An 18,647-nucleotide genomic window follows, 5' to 3' on the forward strand; every position below is an offset into this window, starting at 1 on the left:
CCCGTTTCCCCTCGGCAGGGCGACCGCCCGGCACTCACGCGAGCAGTCGGTTGTTCGCGTGAGTGCCACGAGCGAATTATCTGGTGTGGTGAATCGGTATCCCTCTCTGCGTCGGCCGGTAAGCGTCCCCGTCGTTCGGGGCTATCGTGCGGGGAAGCGCAGGATGCGGTCGTCACCATCGCGTACATCGTGGCCGTCGGTGTTGGACGTGGTCATCCACAGTGCCCCGTCAGGGGCGATCTGTACCGTCCGTAGGCGGCCGTAGCGTCCTACCAGCTGTGCGGAGGGGACACCTGCCGCGTCGCCGTCGAGGGGGATCGTCCACAGCCGCTGGCCTCGCAACGCCGCCACGTAGGCCGTGTCTCCGGCGATGGCGATGCCCGACGGCGAGGCGTCGCTGACCGGCCAGGTAACGACCGGGTTCGTGTACCGCCCGCCGTCGGTGTCGCCGCTTCCTTCCACCTGAGGCCAGCCGTAGTTGTGTCCCGGCTCGATGCGGTTGACCTCGTCCAGATTGTTCTGCCCCAACTCGGCGGCGAACAGCCGGCCGTCGGAGTCCCAGGCGAGTCCTTGCACGTTGCGGTGCCCGAGGCTGTACACCGGCGATCCGGCGGTCGGGTTTCCCGGCGCCGGCGTGCCGTCGGGTGTCAGGCGCAGGATCTTGCCGTTGGGGCTCACCGGATTCTGGGAGCGCTCGGACTCGCCGGCGTCTCCGGTGCCGACGTACAGCATGCCGTCGGGGCCGAACGCGATGCGTCCGCCGTTGTGGTTTCCGCCCTTGGCGATGCCGTCGAAGATCACCTCGGGCTGTCCGCCGTCAAGGTGGAAGCGGACCACCCGGTTGTCCTGCTCGGACGTGTAGTACGCGTAGACCAGGTTGTCGTCGGCGAAGTGGGGCGACATGGCAAGGCCGAGTAGACCGCCCTCACCGCCCGCCACCACACCGGGCATCTGGTAGACCTGTCGGGGGGCGCCGCCGCCGGGAGTCAGCTGCAGCACCAAGCCGGTGTTCCGTTCGGCGATCAAGGCGTCGCCGTCCGGCAGGAACGTCAGACCCCACGGGACGTCGAAGCCCTGCGCGATCTCTTCCCCGGCGTCCAGATCCGGTGTTCCGGACGGGGCACTCGCCGCGATACTGCTGGCGACCGCAGTTGGCGATTGAGCTCGAGCGCCGACAGCATCGCACCCGGCGACGGCGCTCAACACCAGTAGCGCTGCGCATGCGTGCCGCCACCACTTGCCTACCGCAATGACTGCCATGCTGATCCTCCGAAGCTGTGGAAGGCGGCTCGTCCGTGGCCCCGAAGCGTCTGCCGGAACCAGGAGACCAGAAGCCGCGCGGCCGTCTGCTGGCGTCAAGCGAGACAGCAGCGAGGTCGTGGAGCTGTTAGCTACACGCGAGAGTTGGTGGTGTGCGTCGGGGAGGGCGTTGGTGCGGACCGCAGGTAGTCCTGGACCGTGTCGTGGGCGACCGCCTGGTAGAGCGCCTTTGCCTTTGCGGTATCCGGAAGGACGACACTCTGGCCGCTCTTCATGCCGGTCCCCGCGCTCGGGCTGCCCAGGAAGGTCAGGTCGTCGCTGCGCAGGTCCCGCAGCTCCAAGGCGATATCGACCAGGTGGAAGTCCTCGTCCACGGTGACCGACCCGGTGACGGCCTGGAGGAAGGCGTTGAGCTTGACCGGGTTCGACAGCGTGCCGATGCCCGCCGCGCGGTCGAGCAGCGCCTGCAGGAACTCGCGCTGGTGCCGTTCCCGGCTGAAGTCGCCGTCGGCGAACTGGTAGCGCTGGCGGACGTAGTCCAGCGCCGCCGCGCCGTCCAGGTGTCGGGTGCCCTTCTGGAAGGTCCGGTGCGGCGCGTGGATGGAGGTGATGGTCTTCTCGATCTTCAGGTCCACGCCGCCGAGGGCGTCGACGACCTGCGCGAAACCGGCGAAGTCGACCAGGGCCACGTGATCGATGTGTACGCCGGTGAAGGTCTCCACGGTCTGCACGGTCAGCGGGGTTCCACCCCAGGCATACGCGGAATTGATCTTGGCCATGGTGTTGCCGTGCTGCCCGTCGGCCGACTTCGGGACGAAGACCCAGGTGTCGCGGGGGATCGAGACGACCTCCGCCTTCTGGTGGTCGGCATCGAGGTGCAGCAGCATGATGGTGTCGGTACGGGACTCAGCCGTCTTGTCCGGGTCCCGGGAGTCGCTGCCGAGCAATAGCACGTTCATCGCGCCGGTGACCGCCTGAGTGGGGCGAGCGCTCTCCGGAAGCCCGGCGAAGGCGTCGGTGCGCGCGAGATTGCGGTCGAGTGAGCGTCCGTACGCCCCGATGGCGATCGTCGCTCCGCCGCCGAGCAGCAGCAGTGCCGCCAGCACCGTGATCAGAATCCGTCGTGATCGTCGTTGCATCCGCCCCAGCCCTTCACGCTCCAGCCGGACATCACCCAACGCCGGTCGTCACCCAAAGTAATGAGCAAAGCTGGGAGACGGCTTGGAGTGACTACGGGCGGACAACTCCCACCTGCCTCAAGCTGATCTCAGGGTTGCCGCAAACCGAAACCCTGGGCGAATTCGGTCAGACCGCCTGGCTGGGTCATCGCGCGCAACGCCGACCGGTACACGTCGCCCCCTGACGCCGAGGGCTCGTCACGGCTGCGGCGAGCGACCTGATCAAAACGTTTCGGGCAGGCGTTGTTGTCGCTCGCCGGGCGGACAGAGCGATCTGCGGGACCGATTGGTGGGAGCGCGGCTGGGATTGGACGATGACATTGCGGCAGCCGCCAGGCGTGTGGGACCCGCGGCGCTGGGTAGGCGCGCCCATGGACGGGACGGCGGTGCCAGTGAACACGACCGAGTTGCGGGTGCCTGGCATTGGCCGCTGGAGCGCGGAAGACATTCTTCGTCAGCCGATCGTGAAAAAGGTGGCCGGCGATGAGGACGCGGCGTTCTGCAGTCCGGCGGAGGCCGGCTTGCGCGCGCCCGGTCCCGCCGAGGTGTCGCTTGAGGCATACCACTGGGGCAGCCTGAGCGGCGGCAAGGCCACCCGGACGCTGTCGCTGGTGCTTTTGCTGCCGTTCATGCTGAGCAACACTGCAATCTGGATGCTGCCGCCAGCGCCCGCCACGTCCGCGGCCCTCGCTCGTGCGATTTGCCGGCTGCTGGCGGCCACGCTGACGGTCATGTACGTGCTGTCAGTGGTCGGAGTTGCGGTGGATCTCGTTGCCTGGCAGTGCGCCGGCGATCCCCGCTGCACCGCGAACCGGTGGGCAATGTCCTGGCTCGCTGACGTACAGCCGGGACAGCGTGCCGCGCTGGCGGCCCTAGTGCCGATTGCCGCCGTCGGCGCAGTGTGGTGGCTCGGGCGGCACAGTTGGCAGATGCCCGGGCACGCCTCGGCCACGCCGGCACCTGAGGGCGCTGATGCTTCCCGGCTCGATGCCGCAGAATTCTGGGACAATCGTGCTCTACTACGGCGACTGACGCTGCTGCACGTGGCGATTGCTTTAGGCACTGTTGACGTCGTCCTGCTTCGTGTGGTCGCTCCGCATGACGGCCGGACCCTCGGTTTTGGCCTGCTCGCCCTCACGGTCATCGTGTTGGGTGCCGCCGTGGCGCTGCTTTGCCGCCCAGAACATCCTCATGATGGAGCGGACCGGCGCATCGCGTCTGCTGTCCGCGCGGTATGGGTGGCAATGCTGGCGGTAACAGCATCCACGCTCGGCTATGCCGCCCTACCGCGATCCCAGTGGCACCCCGGGGCGGAACTGCCCGGCTACGAGTCCCTGGCAGCCTGGCTTTACGTGACTCAGGCCGTGCTGATGCTACTTCTGGCCGTGATCGTGGTACGGCAACGATCGCGGCTCACGAGCCCGGCCTTCCTCGGCGGGCTCGGCGCCCCTGTGGTCGTGGCGTTCGCCGTCGGCTTCGGGGTGGCGTTCTCGTCCGCGCTGCTGTACGCAGCCTCGTACCACCTTGACAGGAATCTCGAGCCCCGCCCACGTCGACTGCTACCGACGGGAGTCCCGCCACTGCTACCGCCGGTGGCGTACCGGTGGGCGGCGTTGGGGTTCTTCCTGGCCGTGGCGGTGACCACGCTCGCCGTCCTGCTCGACAGCCAGTTGACGTTGCGGCGCCGCCGTCGGTCCGCGGCGGAGATTCTGCGCCGTGACTTCCCGGACGCGCCGCCGGAACGGCAGCCGCGGGTGCGCAAGACGCGCGACGCCATTGTGCGAGCCCAGCTGACCGACCGGAGCTGGCCGCTACTGTCGCGTACGCCGTCGTATTCGTGCTGATCCTCGGCTCGGCCGGGCTGTCGGCGGCCGGCATCGGGCCCAGGGACCTTGCCCTGCGCGTCGGCGGAGAGCCCGCAGCCCGGTCGGTGGTGTTCCTCAGCCGCTTGGGAACGAACCTCACCGGACTGTTCGCCGTGGCGATGGCCGTAGCCGCCTTGCTGACCCACCGCTCCAGGGGCATCCGCCGCATCGGGGTTTTGTGGGATCTCGCGACGTTCTGGCCGCGCACGGGCCATCCGCTCGCCCCGCCGTGCTACGCGGAACGCGCGGTGCCGGAGCTGACCCGACGGGTTGAGGACCTGACACGCCAGGGCGGTGCCGTGGTGCTGTCCGGACACAGCCAGGGCGCAGTGCTGGTCGCGGCGACGGTCCTGCACCTGCGTCGCCCCTACCTCGACCGCGTAGCGCTGCTGACCCACGCCAACCCTCTGCGTCGCCTCTACAGCAAGGTCTTTCCCGCATACCTGGGGCCTTCAGCGCTGCGTGATGTCGGTGAGCGGGTGGGTTGGCGATGGCTGAATCTGTGGCGGGACACCGACCCAATCGGCGCATGGATCTTCTCCTGCGGTCCGGACTCCCCGGCGGGCGGCAACGCCCGGCCAGAATCCCGGGATCCGGCGAACGGCGTCGACCGACGGCTTCGTGACCCCCACAGCCTGCTGCCCGAGCCAGGGGACGCCCCGCCGCCGCCGATCGAGGGGCACCGGTTCGACCCCGACAACGACTATCAGGCGGCCATCCGCGACCTCGTGGCCCGGCTACCGACTGCGGCTTCGAGGAGCCGCTGGTAGAGGTAGGTGCAGGTGAGCGCCGTCCGATGCCGTTGGAAGCAGTTCAAGGCGTCAAAGCGGGTCACGCCCACCGATGACGGCGTCACTGTCGTGCTCCGCGGTTTCGCGGCTGAGTGTCCTGGATGCACGCTACAAACAACGCCCCGAGCGACCTCCAACCGGGATCCCAACGCCACTAGCGCTGGATCTCGCCCGTCAACAGCGGTAGTCCGGTTTCCTGGTCGACCCGCTTGATGAGGCTCGCTCCGACCTCCGTGATGATGACCTCAAGAGTTGGCCACACCTTCCCGTACAGAAGGTGGCCCCCGACGGTCGTGCCGTCGCGGCGGCCGAGCACCGCGTGCACATGCAGCAACGCCTTGCCCTCATGGTCCGCGATATCTCCGACCAGGGACAGCACCTCGGCCTGTTCCCTAACCGGTATGCGCAGGTAGTCGCGCTTCTCGCGGTCGAAATAGCCCAGTTCGGCCGACTCAAAGACACCGACGGCGGTGACCCGGGCACCGCGAATGTCGTACCGCTCTGCCACCTCGTTGATGGCCGCCACGGCGTCCTCGCCCTTGTCGACCGCAACCACCACGACCCGCCGGTCGCCATCAGTCAGCGCGACATCCTTCATGATCTCCCTCGAGGTCTAGGCGGTGATGCGCTCGCGGTGGGGTTCACTGATCATCGCCATGAGGTGAGCGGTCCAGGGCGCGTTCAGACGTCTGTCGATCTCGCCGCGGACGATGCGGTAGAAGTGAGACGTGTTCATGTGCTTGTCCAAGGCGGCCTGGTCGGTCCAGTTTTCATATAGGAACATCAGTGCGGGGTCGTCGACCGACTGGTACAGGTCATAGCCGAGACATCCAGGCTCGGCGCGGGTCAGTCCGACCATCTCCAGATGACTGCGACCCACGGTGGTCTCCTCCCCCGGCCTGATGGCGAAGAACGGAACGAGGGTCACCTGTGCCGGTGAATCACCGACCGGCCGGGGGCGGTCTGGGTTTGTGTCGGGCTCGGAGAGCATCCGGGCGCGCCACAGCGTGTACGGCGCGACGATCTCATGCGCGACGTGCTCCGTCAGGCATGTCCTGACATGGGCACTCGCGAGGTGCGCATCGAGAGCAGGCTGATCCGTCCAGTTGCCGAGGACGTAGAAGGCCGCCGGATTGTTCTTCAGCTGGTGCACGTCGTAGCTAACGTTCCCGGGTTCCGCACGGGTCGGGGGCACCAACTGCAGGAGCGCGTCCCGGACGACGCCGGCCCGGTCCGGAGCGGCGATGAACTGCCCCAAAACGGTCACCTGTTCCGGTGACGTCCCCTGTAGCTCCGACCCTGACCGTCGTCGTCCGCTCTCTGCCATCGCCAGGCCTTCCGTTCTCAGCTATGCCATGCCGCTGAGGAGAAACCTTACGGACGGGGTTGCCGCATTGTTCCCAATTCAGCGATCGGCTGCGTCCGCGCGGTCAGCTGGTGGTGAGTAGGCGCCCGTACCTGCCGGGGTGTCATGCGCCCAGACGCGTTCGCGAGAAGGCCGTAGCGGCTGACGAAGACGCCGGGCCGGGCCCGGCGGAAACCACCAGATCGGGTAGCAGCCGAGTCGAACGGCGGTCGTGGGCGCGCCGGTCGATCCGGACCGCCCAATCTCGCCGGGCTTCTCAGCCGGGCATCCACGCCGTCGCCGACAGGCAAACGTGTGCCATCTGAGGAGCAGGCTGAGCGGCCACAGACAAGCGGCTTGACCAGCGAAGACCCGGGTATGCAGGACGGCGTGGGGGTGCCGTCGATCGCCGACTACGGCTTTCTGTCTGATTGTCGCTCGGCGGCGCTGGTCAGCCGGGACGGTTCGGTGGACTGGTGGTGCCCGGCGCGGTTCGACAGCCCTTCGGTCTTCGGCCGGATCCTCGACTTGGACGCTGGCCACTGGGTCCTGCGCCCGAGCAGCGAGCGGGACGGCTGCCGCACCGAGCGGGCGTACATCGGCGATAGCCTCGTGCTGCGCACCGTGCACAAGACCGACGGCGGCAGCGTTGCGGTCACCGAGGCGCTCGCCGCCGAGCCGGGTGCCCGCGGCCATGACCTGGGCTCCGCGTCACCCGCGGTGCTGGTGCGCACGGTCGAAGGGCTCAGCGGCCGGGTGCGCATGTCGACCGACTTCGTACCCCGCCCCGAATACGGCCTGCTCACGCCGTATCTGCACAGCCAGCCGGACCGGGTTGTGGCAGCCGCCGGACCGGTCAGCCTGACGTTACGGGCAGGCGTACCCCTGACCTGCGAGCGCGGGCGCGCCTACGCGGACTTCGACGTCTCTGCCGGCCAAGTAGTCGGGTTCGACTTGGCGTATGCCCCGTCGTTCGGTGGCCCGCCGACTGCAGAGTTGGATCCAGTCGCGGCGATCGCCGACACCATCGAAGCGTGGCAGGTCTTGCAGGACAGCCATCACTACGATGGCCGCTATCCCGATCTCGTCCGCCGCAGCTCCGTGATCCTGCAGGGCCTGACCTATCGGCCCAGCGGTGCGGTCGTGGCCGCCGCGACCACCTCGCTGCCCGAGCAGCTCGGCGGCGACCGCAATTACGACTACCGGTTCGCCTGGCTGCGAGACGTCTCGTACACCCTGCACGCGCTGTGGGTCGCCGCCTGCACCGAGGACACCTCGCGGCACTTCGGCTGGGCGGTCCGCTCGGCCGGCCGACTGGGCATAGAGCCCGCGCCGATCATGTACGGCGTGGGGAGTGAACGGGACCTGTCCGAACACGCCCTCGATCATCTACGCGGTTACGCGGGCAGCCGGCCGGTGCGCACCGGAAACGACGCCTGGCGGCAGCGACAATTGGATGTGCCCGGCGAGGTTCTCGAGGCCGCCTACCTGCTCCGGGACCGGTTGGGGCAGTTCGACGAGGAGCTGCGCCAGATGCTGGTGGACCTCGCTCATCAGACGGTGGACATCTGGCACAAGCCCGACGCCGGCATGTGGGAGATCCGAGGGGAGCAGCGGCACTACACGTCGTCGAAGGTGGGGTGTTGGGTGGCGCTGGACCGGGCGGTGCGGCTCGCGCCGCAACTCGGGGAGGGGGCGGACCCTCGGCGGTGGGCCGCAGCCCGTGACGAAATCCACCGGGCGGTGCTGGAGCAGGCCTGGAACGAGCGGGTTGGGGCCTTCACGGGTGCCTTCGGGTCGGACGAGTTGGACGCCTCGGTGCTGTTGATGCCACTGGTGAACTTCCTCCCGGCCACCGATGGGCGTATGCGGGCAACGATCGAGGCCATCGAGCGGGAACTCGCCGCGGACGGCGTCGTGCGACGCTCGACGAACGAATCCGCCGGCTTCGTATGGTGCTCGTTTTGGCTGGTGGGGTGCCTGGTGCTCGCCGGTGACAACCAACGAGCGACGGAGCTCTTCGAGCGCACCTGCACCAAAGCCAACGACCTCGGCATCTTCGCGGAGCAGATCGACCTGGTGACGGGTGAACACCTGGGCAATACGCCCCAGGCGTTGTCCCACATAGGCCAGATAATCGCCGCCGCCCGGCTTACTGACCCGACCATGCACTTTTAGTGGGTGGCCCGCGCAGAGCGCTCCTCAAGCTTCAAGATCGCCGTCTTGGGGGGCGGGTCAGGCCCGTCCGCCGGCCGGATGGTGGCGGCGAAGGGTGTGACCAGCCTCGATGACGGGACGGCACCGGACCAGGAGCGATTTAGGGTCCCGGAGTCGCGGTAACAGATGGTCGCGCCGGCTTGGGCGTCGGCAGCACCATTCTGAGGAGTGCGTCCCTGGCTGGGCTCGACGGAGCGGCCGTGGGGACGGCGACGGACACCTGCCACCTGGGGGCGGCCGGATCGCTGAGGGTGACGACATGGAGCCGCCTCGCGGATGGCTTGCGGGCGACGGGGGCTGGGACCACTGCGACGCCAAGTCCCTGGTCGACGCATTCGAGCAGGGTGTGTACGTCGTTCACCTCCAGGGGTACCCGCCGTTCGAGGCCGACGGCGGTGAAGGCCCGGTCGTTGAGCTGGCGGGCCCCCCAGTCGGAGGAGAAGTCGACGAACAACTCGTTACGCAGCGATTCCCAGTCGACGGTGTCACGGGCCGACAGCGGGTGCTCCGGGTGGCAGAGCAGCAGCATCGGCTCGGTCGCCAGCGGCATGAGCGTCACACCGTCTGGTGGTTGCCCGGGCAAGGCGACGAAGGCGACATCGAGGCGTCCGAGGCGAACCTGATCGGCCAGGTGTGTCGATCCGCCGTGCCGCAGCCGGATCTCTACTCCTGGATAGGTGCGCCGGAAGCGGGCTAACAACGGGGGGAGGTTGATCACACCGAGGCACTGCTCGGTGCCGACGGACACCGTGCCCCGCAGGAGCCCCTGCACAGCAGCGACGGCATCGCGCGCGGCGTCGACGCTGGCCAGGGTGCGGTGCGCCTCGATCAGTAGCGCCCGTCCCGCCTCGGTGAGCTCAACGCGGCGGGTGCTGCGGATGAACAGGTCGGCGCCGAGCTCCCGCTCCAGCGTGCGGATCGACGCGGACAGGCCCGACTGGGCGACGCGCATGCGTTCCGCGGCCCGCGTGAAGTGCCTCTCCTCGGCGACCGCGATGAAGTACTCAAGGTGTCGCAGCTCCATGATTGAGCATCATATCTGCTCAATCTCAGCGGTTTTTGCTGTTGGACGGCAGGATGTGGGTGGGTGACTCTGGTGACTGCCGCTCTGCCGAGGAGGCCAGCGGACTGTGAAATCGGAGGTTGTCATGCAGACCCGCCACATCGGCGAGGCGCAGGTAGGGCAGATCGGGTTGGGTGCCATGCCCATGTCGATCGAGGGCCGTCCCGACGAACGCCGCTCCATCACCACGATCCACGCCGCGTTGGACGCGGGTGTCACGCTCATCGACACCGCCGACGCCTACCACATCGGCGCCGACGAGGTCGGCCATAACGAGCTCCTCATCGCCAAGGCGCTCGCCACCTACCCCGGTGACACCAGCCCAACCCTGGTGGCGACCAAGGGCGGCCATCTGCGCCCCGGCGACGGATCATGGACGGTGGACGGATCTCCTACCCACATCAAGCGGGCCTGCGAGGCGTCACTGAAACGGCTCGGCGTGGAGGCGATCGGCCTCTACCAGTTCCACCGCTCAGATCCGACGGTGCCCTACGCCGAGTCCATCGGTGCGCTCAGTGATCTGCTGACGGAGGGGAAGATCCGCATGGCCGGCATCTCGAACGCGAACCCGCAGCAGATTCGCCAGGCACACGAACTGCTGGACGGACGGCTGGCGTCAGTGCAGAACCAGTTCTCGCCAGCGTTCCGGAGCAGCCAGCCCGAGTTGCGGCTGTGCACCGAGTTGGGTATCGCATTCCTGCCATGGAGCCCACTGGGCGGCATCGCCCGAGCCAACGAGCTTGGCACAACTCACACGGCGTTCCAGCGGGTCGCGCGGCAGCACGACGTGAGCGCGCAGCAGGTCTGCCTCGCCTGGATGCTCGCCAAGTCGCCGGTGGTCATCCCGATCCCTGGTGCCAGCCGACCCGAGACCATCCGCGACTCGACCGCTGCGGCGGACCTGGTCCTTACCCACGGCGAAATCGCTGATCTCGACGCCGCCGGCGAAGCGGCCTGACCCTTACCACACCTACCGGGGGGAATTTCCTGATGAGCTACACCGCCGAACCCACCCGCTTCGGCAGCATGAGCTACCGCCGCTGCGGACGCAGCGGGCTGCGCCTACCGGCCATGTCGCTCGGCTTGTGGCACAACTTTGGGGGCGATCGGCCGCTCGAGACCCAGCGCGCCATTCTGCGTCGCGCCTTCGACCTCGGGATCACGCATTTCGACCTTGCGAACAACTACGGCCCCCCGTACGGCTCCGCTGAGCAGAACCTCGGACGCCTGCTCGCCGAAGATTTCCGGCCGTACCGCGACGAGTTGGTCATCTCCACGAAGGCCGGCTATGACATGTGGCCCGGCCCGTACGGCGAAGGCGGCTCGCGAAAGTACCTGCTCGCCAGCCTCGATCAGAGCCTGCAGCGGATGGGGTTGGATTACGTCGACATCTTCTACTCGCACCGCTTCGACCCGCAGACCCCACTTGAAGAGACGATGGGAGCTCTGGACGCCGCCGTACGGCAAGGCAAGGCCCTGTACGTCGGGATCTCGTCCTACTCCCCTGGCAAGACCGCCGAGGCGGCCGCAATCTTGAAGGATCTCGGCACGCCGCTGCTCATCCACCAGCCCTCGTATTCCATGCTCAACCGCTGGATCGAGCAGGATCTCCTCAGTGTGCTTGAGCAGGAGGGTGTCGGCTGCATCGGATTCTCACCGCTGGCCCAGGGAATGCTTACCGACCGTTACCTTGGCGGCGTGCCCGAAGGTTCCCGCGCTAGCCGAGACAGCTCGCTGTCGCCGGAAGCGCTGAACGAGGAGAACCTCGCCAAGATCCGGGCATTGAACCAGATCGCCGTACGACGTGGACAAACGCTTGCTCAGATGGCGCTCGCCTGGTCGCTACGCGATCCGCGAATGACCTCGACCCTGGTCGGCGCCAGCAGCGTCGCGCAACTGGAGGCCAACGTGGCCGCCCTCGACAACCTGACGTTCACCGAGGGTGAACTGACCGAGATCGACAGATTCGCCACCGAGTCCGGCATCAATCTCTGGGCGCGTTCCAGCAGCGAGTAGTCCCCGCCCGAGGCGTCTTTCGAAGTCTCGGCCACTGGCCGGACGCTACGGCAGCACCGCCAGCGGGTCAGGTTCACAGGCGCCGCCAGGATTCATCGCTCTCAGCGATCGAATTGATCGGTTTCTCCTGTTGGACAGCTCAATCCGGGTCGATCAGACTCCGGGGTGGATCTCGTCGAGGGAGGCAGACTGATGGAATACCGCACCTTGGGCAACACCGGCACGGTGGTGTCCTCGCAGTGCCTGGGCACGATGACGTTTGGCAACGAAAGCAGCGAGGATGTGTCGCACGCCCAGCTCGACCGGTTCACCGAACGCGGCGGGAACTTCATCGACACCGCCAACGTGTACTCCCGAGGCTTGTCGGAGGAGATTGTCGGTCGCTGGCTGGCGGCCAGGCCCGGAGTACGGGATCAGCTGGTCATCGCGACAAAGGGTCGTTTTCCCATGGGGGACGGGCCCAATGATGCGGGCCTCACCCGCACCAACCTGTCCCGGGCGTTGGAAGCGAGCCTGCGCCGGCTCGGGGTCGAGACCATCGACCTCTACCAGGCGCACGCGTGGGACCCTCTGACCCCGATCGAGGAGACCCTCGGCTTCTTCGACGACGCGGTACGTGCCGGCAAGATCCGATACGCGGGGGTCAGCAACTTCCTCGGCTGGCAGTTGCAGAAAGCGGCGCTGCTGACGCAGTTCGGCGGGCTCGCGCCGATCGTGACGCTGCAGCCCCAGTACAACCTGCTGGTGCGTGACATCGAGTTTGAGCTGGTGGATGTGTGTTGCAACGAGAACATCGGGATTCTGCCGTGGTCGCCGCTGGCCGGTGGCTGGTTGACCGGAAAGTACACGCGTGACCAAGTGCCGACCGGCGCCACCCGGCTCGGCGAGGATCCGCAGCGTGGCATGGAGGCCTATGCGCCGCGCAACGAACAGGAGCGGACGTGGCGCGTCATCGACACGGTGCGGCAGGTCGCTGAGGGACGTGGTGTGTCCATGTCACAGGTGGCGCTGGCCTGGGTCGCAGACCGCCCCGCCGTCACGTCGGTGATCCTCGGCGCACGCACGCTCGAACAGCTCGACGACAACCTCGGCGCCGCCGATCTGCACCTGTCGGAGAAGGAGAGCGCTCTGCTCACCGAGGCCAGCTCGCCGATCGTGTCCGACTATCCGTACGGCGCACCGGGCGTCCAGCAACGCTCGCGTGCCCTGCCCCTCTCCAGTTGAGCGACTCCAGCGGCCTCGGGTCAACAGCGTCACCGTTGCTGACTTCTCGAACTAAACGCCGGTCTAAACCGAGCGGCGGCAGGTCGCAGCGAGCTGAGCCGTCGTGGCCTTGAGGCCACAGGCGCAGCATGCGCGTGGTGGCCGGCTTTGGGAAAGCGTGGTCTGCTTGGTCCCCTCGGCGTCGGTCAGGCGGATCTGCGCGGCGGCGAGGCGATCTCTCTGGTGGGGCGAGGGTTGGTCATACCTGGATCGGGGCATCGCCGAGATCGGTGCGGCAACAGGGAAAGCGCAATCTGCTGCGGTTTGGATTCGTACTGTTGGCAATCGGTACCAGGGTGCGGGCGATCTCCGGGGGCTTTTTCCCGCCGCCGTTGGGGAGGCTGACAGTTGACAGGGCGAGAACTTCGTTCTACCCGCAGTCACATCGGCGTCGCCCGGCTCGGCCCCCATGGCCCGGTTCTCGTCGTCGAGAACAACACCAGCCAGCCACGAAGGATTTGGCCATAGGGTACGGCAGGGACGGCGCGATCGAGGGCGTAGCCGGCCCGGAGGCGGCAGACAATGCCTCGGCCGCCGGCACGCTGGTGCCGATGCTGGCGATCGGCCTGCCAACGAACGCGACCGCCGCGGTAATGCTGGCCGCCTTCCAGCAGTACGGCATCCAACCCGGCCCTCTGCTCTTCGAACGGGAGTCCGCCCTGGTCTGGACGCTGATCGCCAGCCTTTCTCGTGGGCAACCTGCTGCTGCTGGTGCTGAACCTGCCGCTTGCGCCCGCGTGGGCCCGGCTGCTGCGGATCCCGCGTCGGTACCTTCTACGCCGGCATCCTCTTCTCGCTTCGATGGGCGCGTACGCGGTCAACGCCCAGCCATTCGACCTGTTCCTGCTGCTCACCCTCGGCCTGCGGTGCCGCAGGAGTGCTCGTTCGGGTCGATGAGCGGGGCGAGTGCGCGGGTGGCACCCATGATCGGGTCGAGGTCCAGGCACAGTTCGGAGGCGATCGAGTGGTCGGGGCGGAAGCCCGTGGCCGCGACGATCCGGTCCACGGTGACCGACTCCTCGCCGCCGTCGGCGTGCCGCACCACCACACTCACCCGCCCGTCGGTGGCACAACGTGCTTCGGGCCTTCCGCCCCGTCGTCGCCAAAGCGGGCTCGACCCGCGCGACTGGACACCACGCGTCTACCGGCACCAACTTCAACCAGTGCTCCAGAACGGCGCAGTCGCCATGGACCGGGTCTTCGGGCTCAGGCGGACTCGCGTACGACCAGCTCGGTCGGCAGCATCCGGGAGGACGCCGGCTCACGGCGGATCAGGCGCAGCAGGACGTCAACCATGTCCCGGGAGACCCGCTCCAGCGGCTGGCGGATGGTGGTCAGCGCCGGATCGGTCTCGCGGGCGATCCGAGAATCGTCGAATCCGCCGACGGCCACGTCGACCGGGACCCGCCGGCCGGCCCGGCGCAGCTCAGCGATAGCACCGGCGGCGAGCATGTCCGAGGCGGCGAACACCGCGTCGACGTCGGGGCTTGCTGCGAGCAACTCGCGCATCGCGGCCGCGCCCGCCGCGTGGCTGTAATTGACCGCGTTGACCACCAGCCGCTTGAACGCCTTGCGGCCCAGCACCTCACGGTAGCCCTCGAGGCGTTCCGGGCCGCCGACGATCTCCGGGCACGCGATCATCCCGATCCGCTTGCGGCCCTGGTCCACCAGGTACCGCGTCATCTGGCGGGCGCCCTCGCGGTCCTCGGCAGCGACGTACGGAATGTTCGCCCCGATGCCGACGGGCTTGCCGCAGGCGACGGCGGGTACGACGCCCCGGGCGAGGTCGGCGACGAGGGGGTCGCCGGCGTGCGTCGAGATGAGCAGTACACCGTCGACGTGGCCGCCGCGCACGTACCTCAGCACCCTGTCCCGCTCGTCCTCACTCGATTCGAGCATCAGGATCAGGCTGAAGTCGTGCTCGGCCAGCGCCTGGGTGCAGGCGCGGAGCAGTACGCTGAAGTTTGGGTCCTCGAAGAGGCGTTCCTGCGGTTCGGACAGGACGAAGGCGACCGCGTTGGACTGCTTGGTGACCAGGCTGCGGGCGCTCTGGTTGACCGTGTAGCCGGTCGCCCGCATGGCCCGCTCGACCGCTTTGAGAGAGGTGGGGCTGACATAGCGGGCACCGTTGAGCACCCGGGACACCGTGCCCCTGGAGACACCTGCCAGCTCGGCCACGTCGTCGATGGTCGGGCCGCGGCGCATCGCCCGGCGGGCCGCGCCGCGGGATTTCGGGTGGGGCGTGGCGCCGGCGGTGTCCCCGTTCGGGCCACCCGTGTTCGTAGCGTCGGACACAACGACCTCTCATGCTGTGCTCGGTGGGACGAGGCGCGCCCGTCCGGTCCGGCGGTCGTCGTGGCGCCCAGTCTTCCATGTGTCGCCGGGCGGCTCCCGGATGCCGTGCTCAGCGCGGCGGCAGCGCGTTGCCCCGGGCCACCCGGCCGTACCAGCGGGCACTGGTCTTCGGCACCCGACGCTGGTCGGCGTAGTCGACGTACACGACGCCAAAGCGTTTGGCGTACCCCTCTGCCCATTCGAAGTTGTCCATCAGTGTCCAGACGAAGTAGCCGTGGACGTCGACGCCGGCCCGGATCGCGGCGTGCAGGGCGAGCAGGTGCCGGTGCAGGTAGTCGACCCGCTCCGGATCGTGCACCGTGCCGTCGATGGCGACCGTGTCCGGGTAGGCGGCGCCGTTTTCGGTCAGGTAGACCGGCGGCAACTCGGGGTAGCCGGCCCTCAGCCCGACCAGCAGTTCGGTGAGCCCGTCGGGTTCCACCGGCCAGCCGACGTCGGTGACCGGGACCCCGTCCGGGACGACCACCTCGGCTCGCAGATGGCCGGTCGGCGTGGCCTGGACGAGCATCCGGCGGTAGTAGTTGATGCCGAGGAAGTCGACCGGTGCGCCGATCAGTTCGAGGTCGCCCGGCCGTACCAGTTCGGCCGCCGTCCCGCCGACGAAGGGGGCCCCGACCTCGGACGGGTAGGCGCCGCGCAGCACCGGTTCCAGGAAGAGCCGGTGACTGTCCGTGTCGACCCGACGACTGGCGGCGAGGTCGTCCGGTGAGTCGCCGGCCGGCGCGACCGGGCTGAGGTCGAGCGTGATCCCGACCTGGTGCCCGGCGCCGTTCGCGCGCAATGCCTGGAGCCCGAGACCGTGCGCGAGCAGCAGGTGGTGCACGGCTCGGTCGCGTTGGTCGAGGTCACGCACGCCCGGGGCGTGGATGCCGCTGCCGTAGCCGGCGTGGCTGGAGACCTTCGGCTCGTTGAGCGTGATCCAGTGCCGTACGGTGTCGCCGAGCGCGGCGTGCACGACGCCCGCGTACTCGGCGAAGCGGTAGGCGGTGTCCCGGGCGGGCCAACCGCCCCGGTCCTGTAGCGCCTGCGGCAGGTCCCAGTGGTAGAGCGTGACGTACGGGACGATGCCGCGCTCCAGCAGCCGGTCGACGACCCGCCGGTAGTGGTCGAGCCCCTTCTGGTTCGCGCTCCCCCGACCCTCCGGCTGGATGCGCGGCCAGGCGACGGAGAACCGGTACGCGCCCAGCCCGAGGTCGGCCATCAGCGCGATGTCCTCGGGGTAGCGGTGGTAGTGCTCGCAGGCGACGGCACCGGTGTCGCCACCCGCGATCGCGCCGGGCACCCCGCAGAACGTGTCCCAGATGGAGCGGCCCCGGCCGTCCGCGTCGACCGCGCCCTCGACCTGGTACGACGCGGTGGCCGCGCCCCAGACGAAGCCGTCGGGGAAGCGCGGGGACGGGTCACTCATGGCGGGTCCTTCCGAATGGGGTCGACATCGACAGGGGAAAGCTGCTAGCCCTTCACGCCGCCGCTGACCAGGTCCAGCCGCCAGTAGCGCTGCAGGAAGAGGAAAAGTGCGATGAGCGGCAGGATGGAGAGGAATACTCCCATGATCACCAATGAGTAGAGCGCGGGTTGGCTGGCGCCCTGGTTGAGCATGGTGAACAGCCCGACGGTCATCGGGAAGCGCTGGCTGTCGGAGATCATGATGTACGGCAGCAGGAAGTTGTTCCAGATGGCGATGAACTGCAACAGCAGCACGGTCACCATGCCGGGCACCATCGGCGGCAGCCCGACCGACCAGGCGAGCCGGTATTCACCGGCGCCGTCGATCCGGCCCGCCTCGAGCATCTCGTCGGCGACCACGGCGGACGCGTAGATCCGCGACAGGTAGATCCCGTACGGACTGATGATGCTGGGCAGGAGCACCGCCCAGTAGGAGTTGACCAGTCCCAGTTTCGAGATCAGCAGGTACTGCGGGACGGCGAGGGTGATCTGTGGGACGAGTACGCCGGCCAGGATCGTCCCGAACAGCACCTCCCGCCCGGCGAAGCGGTACTTGGCGAGGGCGTACCCGGCGAGGGTGGAGACGATGACGGAGAGCACCGCGCCGACCCCGGCGTAGAGCAGGCTGTTGAGCGCCCAGCGCAGGAACACCCCGTCGCCGAAGTCGAGCAGGTGTTTGATGTTGTACGTGAACCCGCCGTTGAGGCTGGGCCAGAACGAGAAGGTGGTGAACAGCTCGCCCGGCCCCTTGGTGGCGGCGATCGCGACCCAGAGCACCGGGGCGACGCAGTAGGCGGCACCGAGCAGGAGCAGCGCGGTGGGGATGATGCTGGTCCGCGTCGGCTTCGGCCTACGGCCGGGACGTGCGCGTACGCCGGCCGGTGGTGGTGTGGCGGGCCGCTGGTCCGTCAGGCTCACTGGCCCCTCCCGAAGGCTCGTTTCTGCAGGAAGCTGAGCACCCCGAGGGAGACCACGAGGGTGCCGAGTGCCAGCACGACTGAGGCCGCGGCGGCGGTGTGGATGTCGTTGTTGACGAACGCGTCGCGGTAGATCGTCATCAGCGGCACCCAGGAGGAGGGGATGGCGTCGGTGAGCGGCTGGAGCGTCGCCGGCTCGCTGAAGACCTGGAGGGTGGCGATGATGCTGAAGACGCCGGTCATCACGAGCGCCGGTGCGATCAGCGGGATCTTCACCCGGAGCGCGATCTGGACCTCCGAGGCGCCGTCGATGCGTGCGGCGTCGTACATCTCACGGGGTATGCCGCGCAGCGCGGTGTACAGGACGATCATGTTGAAGCCCACGCCGCCCCAGACGCCGATGTTGGCGACCGAGAAGAGCACCGACCCGGGTGCGAGGAAGTCGGGTGCGGGCAGCCCGACCGCCGTGACGGCGTCCCGGATCGGGCTGACGTTCGGCAGGTAGAGAAAACCCCAGAGCAGGGAGGCGATGACCCCCGGTACGGCGTACGGCAGGAAGATGCCGATTCGCGAGGCGGCCCCGAACCGGATCCGGGGTGTGTCGAGCAGCAGCGCGAACAACAGGGCGAGCCCGAGCATGGTCGGTACGACGATGGCGCCGTACCCGAGCATCCGCAGGACGCCCTGGAGGTAGCCGTCGTCGGTGAGGACACCGACGTAGTTCTCCAGTCCGACGAACTGCTCGACCCGCAGGCCGAGCCCGCCCCCGGTGACCCGGGAGGCGCGCAGGCTCAGCCAGACGGTGTATCCGATGGGGACGAGCAGGAACAGCACGAGCAACACGACGGCCGGGGCCACCAGCACGTACGGCGTGGGGCCCCCGCCGCGTCGGGGTCGGCGCGGGGCGACGGTGGAACTGGCACCGGGCATC

The 18,647-nt window shown here is 68.2% G+C and carries 16 protein-coding genes and 2 pseudogenes; 8 read left to right on the forward strand and 10 right to left on the reverse strand.

Features of this window, described 5'->3' with window-relative positions; all coding sequences use genetic code 11:
• Positions 1-141: 141 nt before the first annotated feature.
• Positions 142-1,260 (reverse strand): sorbosone dehydrogenase family protein, encoded by a 1,119-nt coding sequence (locus M8C17_RS01850; RefSeq protein WP_252414390.1) that lies wholly within the window; start codon positions 1,258-1,260, stop codon positions 142-144.
• 131 nt (positions 1,261-1,391) lie between these two features.
• The gene (locus tag M8C17_RS01855; RefSeq protein WP_252414391.1) at positions 1,392-2,399 is read right to left on the reverse strand and encodes an LCP family protein; all 1,008 of its coding nucleotides are present in this window, start codon (positions 2,397-2,399) and stop codon (positions 1,392-1,394) included.
• 431 nt (positions 2,400-2,830) lie between these two features.
• On the opposite strand from M8C17_RS01855, the gene M8C17_RS01860 reads away from it, so the two are divergent.
• Entirely contained in the window at positions 2,831-4,282 is a 1,452-nt protein-coding gene (locus tag M8C17_RS01860; RefSeq protein ID WP_252414393.1) for a hypothetical protein, read from the forward strand.
• On the forward strand, positions 4,276-5,073 hold the full coding sequence (locus tag M8C17_RS01865; RefSeq protein ID WP_252414394.1) for a hypothetical protein: 798 nt from the start codon (positions 4,276-4,278) through the stop codon (positions 5,071-5,073). Before M8C17_RS01860 ends, M8C17_RS01865 begins: the two co-directional genes overlap by 7 nt.
• Positions 5,074-5,248: 175 nt before the next feature.
• Here the strand turns inward: M8C17_RS01865 and M8C17_RS01870 are convergent, their stop codons facing one another.
• Complete coding sequence (locus M8C17_RS01870) at positions 5,249-5,692, reverse strand: PPC domain-containing DNA-binding protein (RefSeq protein WP_252414396.1); 444 nt, start codon at positions 5,690-5,692, stop codon at positions 5,249-5,251.
• 15 nt (positions 5,693-5,707) lie between these two features.
• Positions 5,708-6,352 (reverse strand): antibiotic biosynthesis monooxygenase, encoded by a 645-nt coding sequence (locus M8C17_RS32100; RefSeq protein ID WP_308209338.1) that lies wholly within the window; start codon positions 6,350-6,352, stop codon positions 5,708-5,710.
• Between the two features lie 465 nt (positions 6,353-6,817).
• Between M8C17_RS32100 and M8C17_RS01885 the strand changes: the two genes are divergently transcribed.
• Positions 6,818-8,617, forward strand: a complete 1,800-nt coding sequence (locus tag M8C17_RS01885) for a glycoside hydrolase family 15 protein (RefSeq protein ID WP_256482022.1) — start codon at positions 6,818-6,820, stop codon at positions 8,615-8,617.
• A gap of 139 nt (positions 8,618-8,756) precedes the next feature.
• On the opposite strand, the gene M8C17_RS01890 is transcribed toward M8C17_RS01885, so the two are convergent.
• Positions 8,757-9,680, reverse strand: a complete 924-nt coding sequence (locus tag M8C17_RS01890; protein WP_252414397.1) for a LysR family transcriptional regulator — start codon at positions 9,678-9,680, stop codon at positions 8,757-8,759.
• 124 nt (positions 9,681-9,804) lie between these two features.
• Here M8C17_RS01890 and M8C17_RS01895 point away from each other — a divergent pair, with 124 nt between their 5' ends.
• The 5 genes and pseudogenes from M8C17_RS01895 (at position 9,805) to M8C17_RS01915 (ending at position 13,895) form a co-directional block, all read left to right on the forward strand.
• Positions 9,805-10,677: an aldo/keto reductase gene (locus M8C17_RS01895; protein WP_252414399.1), complete on the forward strand. Its 873-nt coding sequence runs from the start codon at positions 9,805-9,807 to the stop codon at positions 10,675-10,677.
• 32 nt (positions 10,678-10,709) lie between these two features.
• Positions 10,710-11,735 carry an L-glyceraldehyde 3-phosphate reductase gene (mgrA, locus tag M8C17_RS01900; protein WP_252414400.1) on the forward strand — a complete coding sequence of 342 codons (1,026 nt, stop codon included), beginning with the start codon at positions 10,710-10,712 and terminating at the stop codon, positions 11,733-11,735.
• Positions 11,736-11,927: 192 nt separating this feature from the next.
• Positions 11,928-12,959 (forward strand): aldo/keto reductase, encoded by a 1,032-nt coding sequence (locus M8C17_RS01905; protein WP_252414401.1) that lies wholly within the window; start codon positions 11,928-11,930, stop codon positions 12,957-12,959.
• Positions 12,960-13,087: 128 nt separating this feature from the next.
• Positions 13,088-13,618 (forward strand): annotated as a pseudogene (locus tag M8C17_RS01910) (tripartite tricarboxylate transporter permease); the annotation flags it as partial.
• 91 nt (positions 13,619-13,709) lie between these two features.
• Complete coding sequence (locus M8C17_RS01915) at positions 13,710-13,895, forward strand: tripartite tricarboxylate transporter permease (RefSeq protein WP_252415056.1); 186 nt, start codon at positions 13,710-13,712, stop codon at positions 13,893-13,895.
• On the opposite strand, the pseudogene M8C17_RS01920 reads toward M8C17_RS01915, so the two are convergent.
• From M8C17_RS01920 to M8C17_RS01940, 5 genes and pseudogenes are all read right to left on the reverse strand, one after another.
• A pseudogene (locus M8C17_RS01920) lies at positions 13,864-14,064 on the reverse strand (flavoprotein); the annotation flags it as partial. The gene M8C17_RS01915 and the pseudogene M8C17_RS01920 overlap by 32 nt on opposite strands.
• Positions 14,065-14,204: 140 nt before the next feature.
• The gene (locus M8C17_RS01925; protein ID WP_252414402.1) at positions 14,205-15,293 is read right to left on the reverse strand and encodes a LacI family DNA-binding transcriptional regulator; all 1,089 of its coding nucleotides are present in this window, start codon (positions 15,291-15,293) and stop codon (positions 14,205-14,207) included.
• Between the two features lie 109 nt (positions 15,294-15,402).
• On the reverse strand, positions 15,403-16,761 hold the full coding sequence (locus tag M8C17_RS01930; RefSeq protein WP_252414403.1) for a GH1 family beta-glucosidase: 1,359 nt from the start codon (positions 16,759-16,761) through the stop codon (positions 15,403-15,405).
• A 44-nt stretch (positions 16,762-16,805) separates the two neighbouring features.
• The gene (locus M8C17_RS01935; RefSeq protein WP_252414404.1) at positions 16,806-17,717 is read right to left on the reverse strand and encodes a carbohydrate ABC transporter permease; all 912 of its coding nucleotides are present in this window, start codon (positions 17,715-17,717) and stop codon (positions 16,806-16,808) included.
• Positions 17,714-18,646, reverse strand: coding sequence for a carbohydrate ABC transporter permease (locus M8C17_RS01940; protein WP_252414406.1), 933 nt, complete (start codon positions 18,644-18,646; stop codon positions 17,714-17,716). Before M8C17_RS01940 ends, M8C17_RS01935 begins: the two co-directional genes overlap by 4 nt.
• Position 18,647 lies beyond the last annotated feature (1 nt).

The organism is Micromonospora sp. RHAY321 (assembly GCF_023896955.1).
Taxonomy (GTDB): Bacteria; Actinomycetota; Actinomycetes; order Mycobacteriales; family Micromonosporaceae; genus Micromonospora.

Excerpts from the sequence above, each read along its gene's own strand:
- M8C17_RS01850 (WP_252414390.1), bottom strand. The coding sequence starts at position 1,260 with ATGGCAGTCATTGCGGTAGGCAAGTGGTGGCGGCACGCATGCGCAGCG.
- M8C17_RS01855 (WP_252414391.1), bottom strand. The coding sequence starts at position 2,399 with ATGCAACGACGATCACGACGGATTCTGATCACGGTGCTGGCGGCACTG.
- M8C17_RS01870 (WP_252414396.1), bottom strand. The coding sequence starts at position 5,692 with ATGAAGGATGTCGCGCTGACTGATGGCGACCGGCGGGTCGTGGTGGTT.
- M8C17_RS01885 (WP_256482022.1), top strand. The coding sequence starts at position 6,818 with ATGCAGGACGGCGTGGGGGTGCCGTCGATCGCCGACTACGGCTTTCTG.
- M8C17_RS01890 (WP_252414397.1), bottom strand. The coding sequence starts at position 9,680 with ATGGAGCTGCGACACCTTGAGTACTTCATCGCGGTCGCCGAGGAGAGG.
- M8C17_RS01895 (WP_252414399.1), top strand. The coding sequence starts at position 9,805 with ATGCAGACCCGCCACATCGGCGAGGCGCAGGTAGGGCAGATCGGGTTG.
- mgrA (WP_252414400.1), top strand. The coding sequence starts at position 10,710 with ATGAGCTACACCGCCGAACCCACCCGCTTCGGCAGCATGAGCTACCGC.
- M8C17_RS01905 (WP_252414401.1), top strand. The coding sequence starts at position 11,928 with ATGGAATACCGCACCTTGGGCAACACCGGCACGGTGGTGTCCTCGCAG.
- M8C17_RS01930 (WP_252414403.1), bottom strand. The coding sequence starts at position 16,761 with ATGAGTGACCCGTCCCCGCGCTTCCCCGACGGCTTCGTCTGGGGCGCG.
- M8C17_RS01940 (WP_252414406.1), bottom strand. The coding sequence starts at position 18,646 with ATGCCCGGTGCCAGTTCCACCGTCGCCCCGCGCCGACCCCGACGCGGC.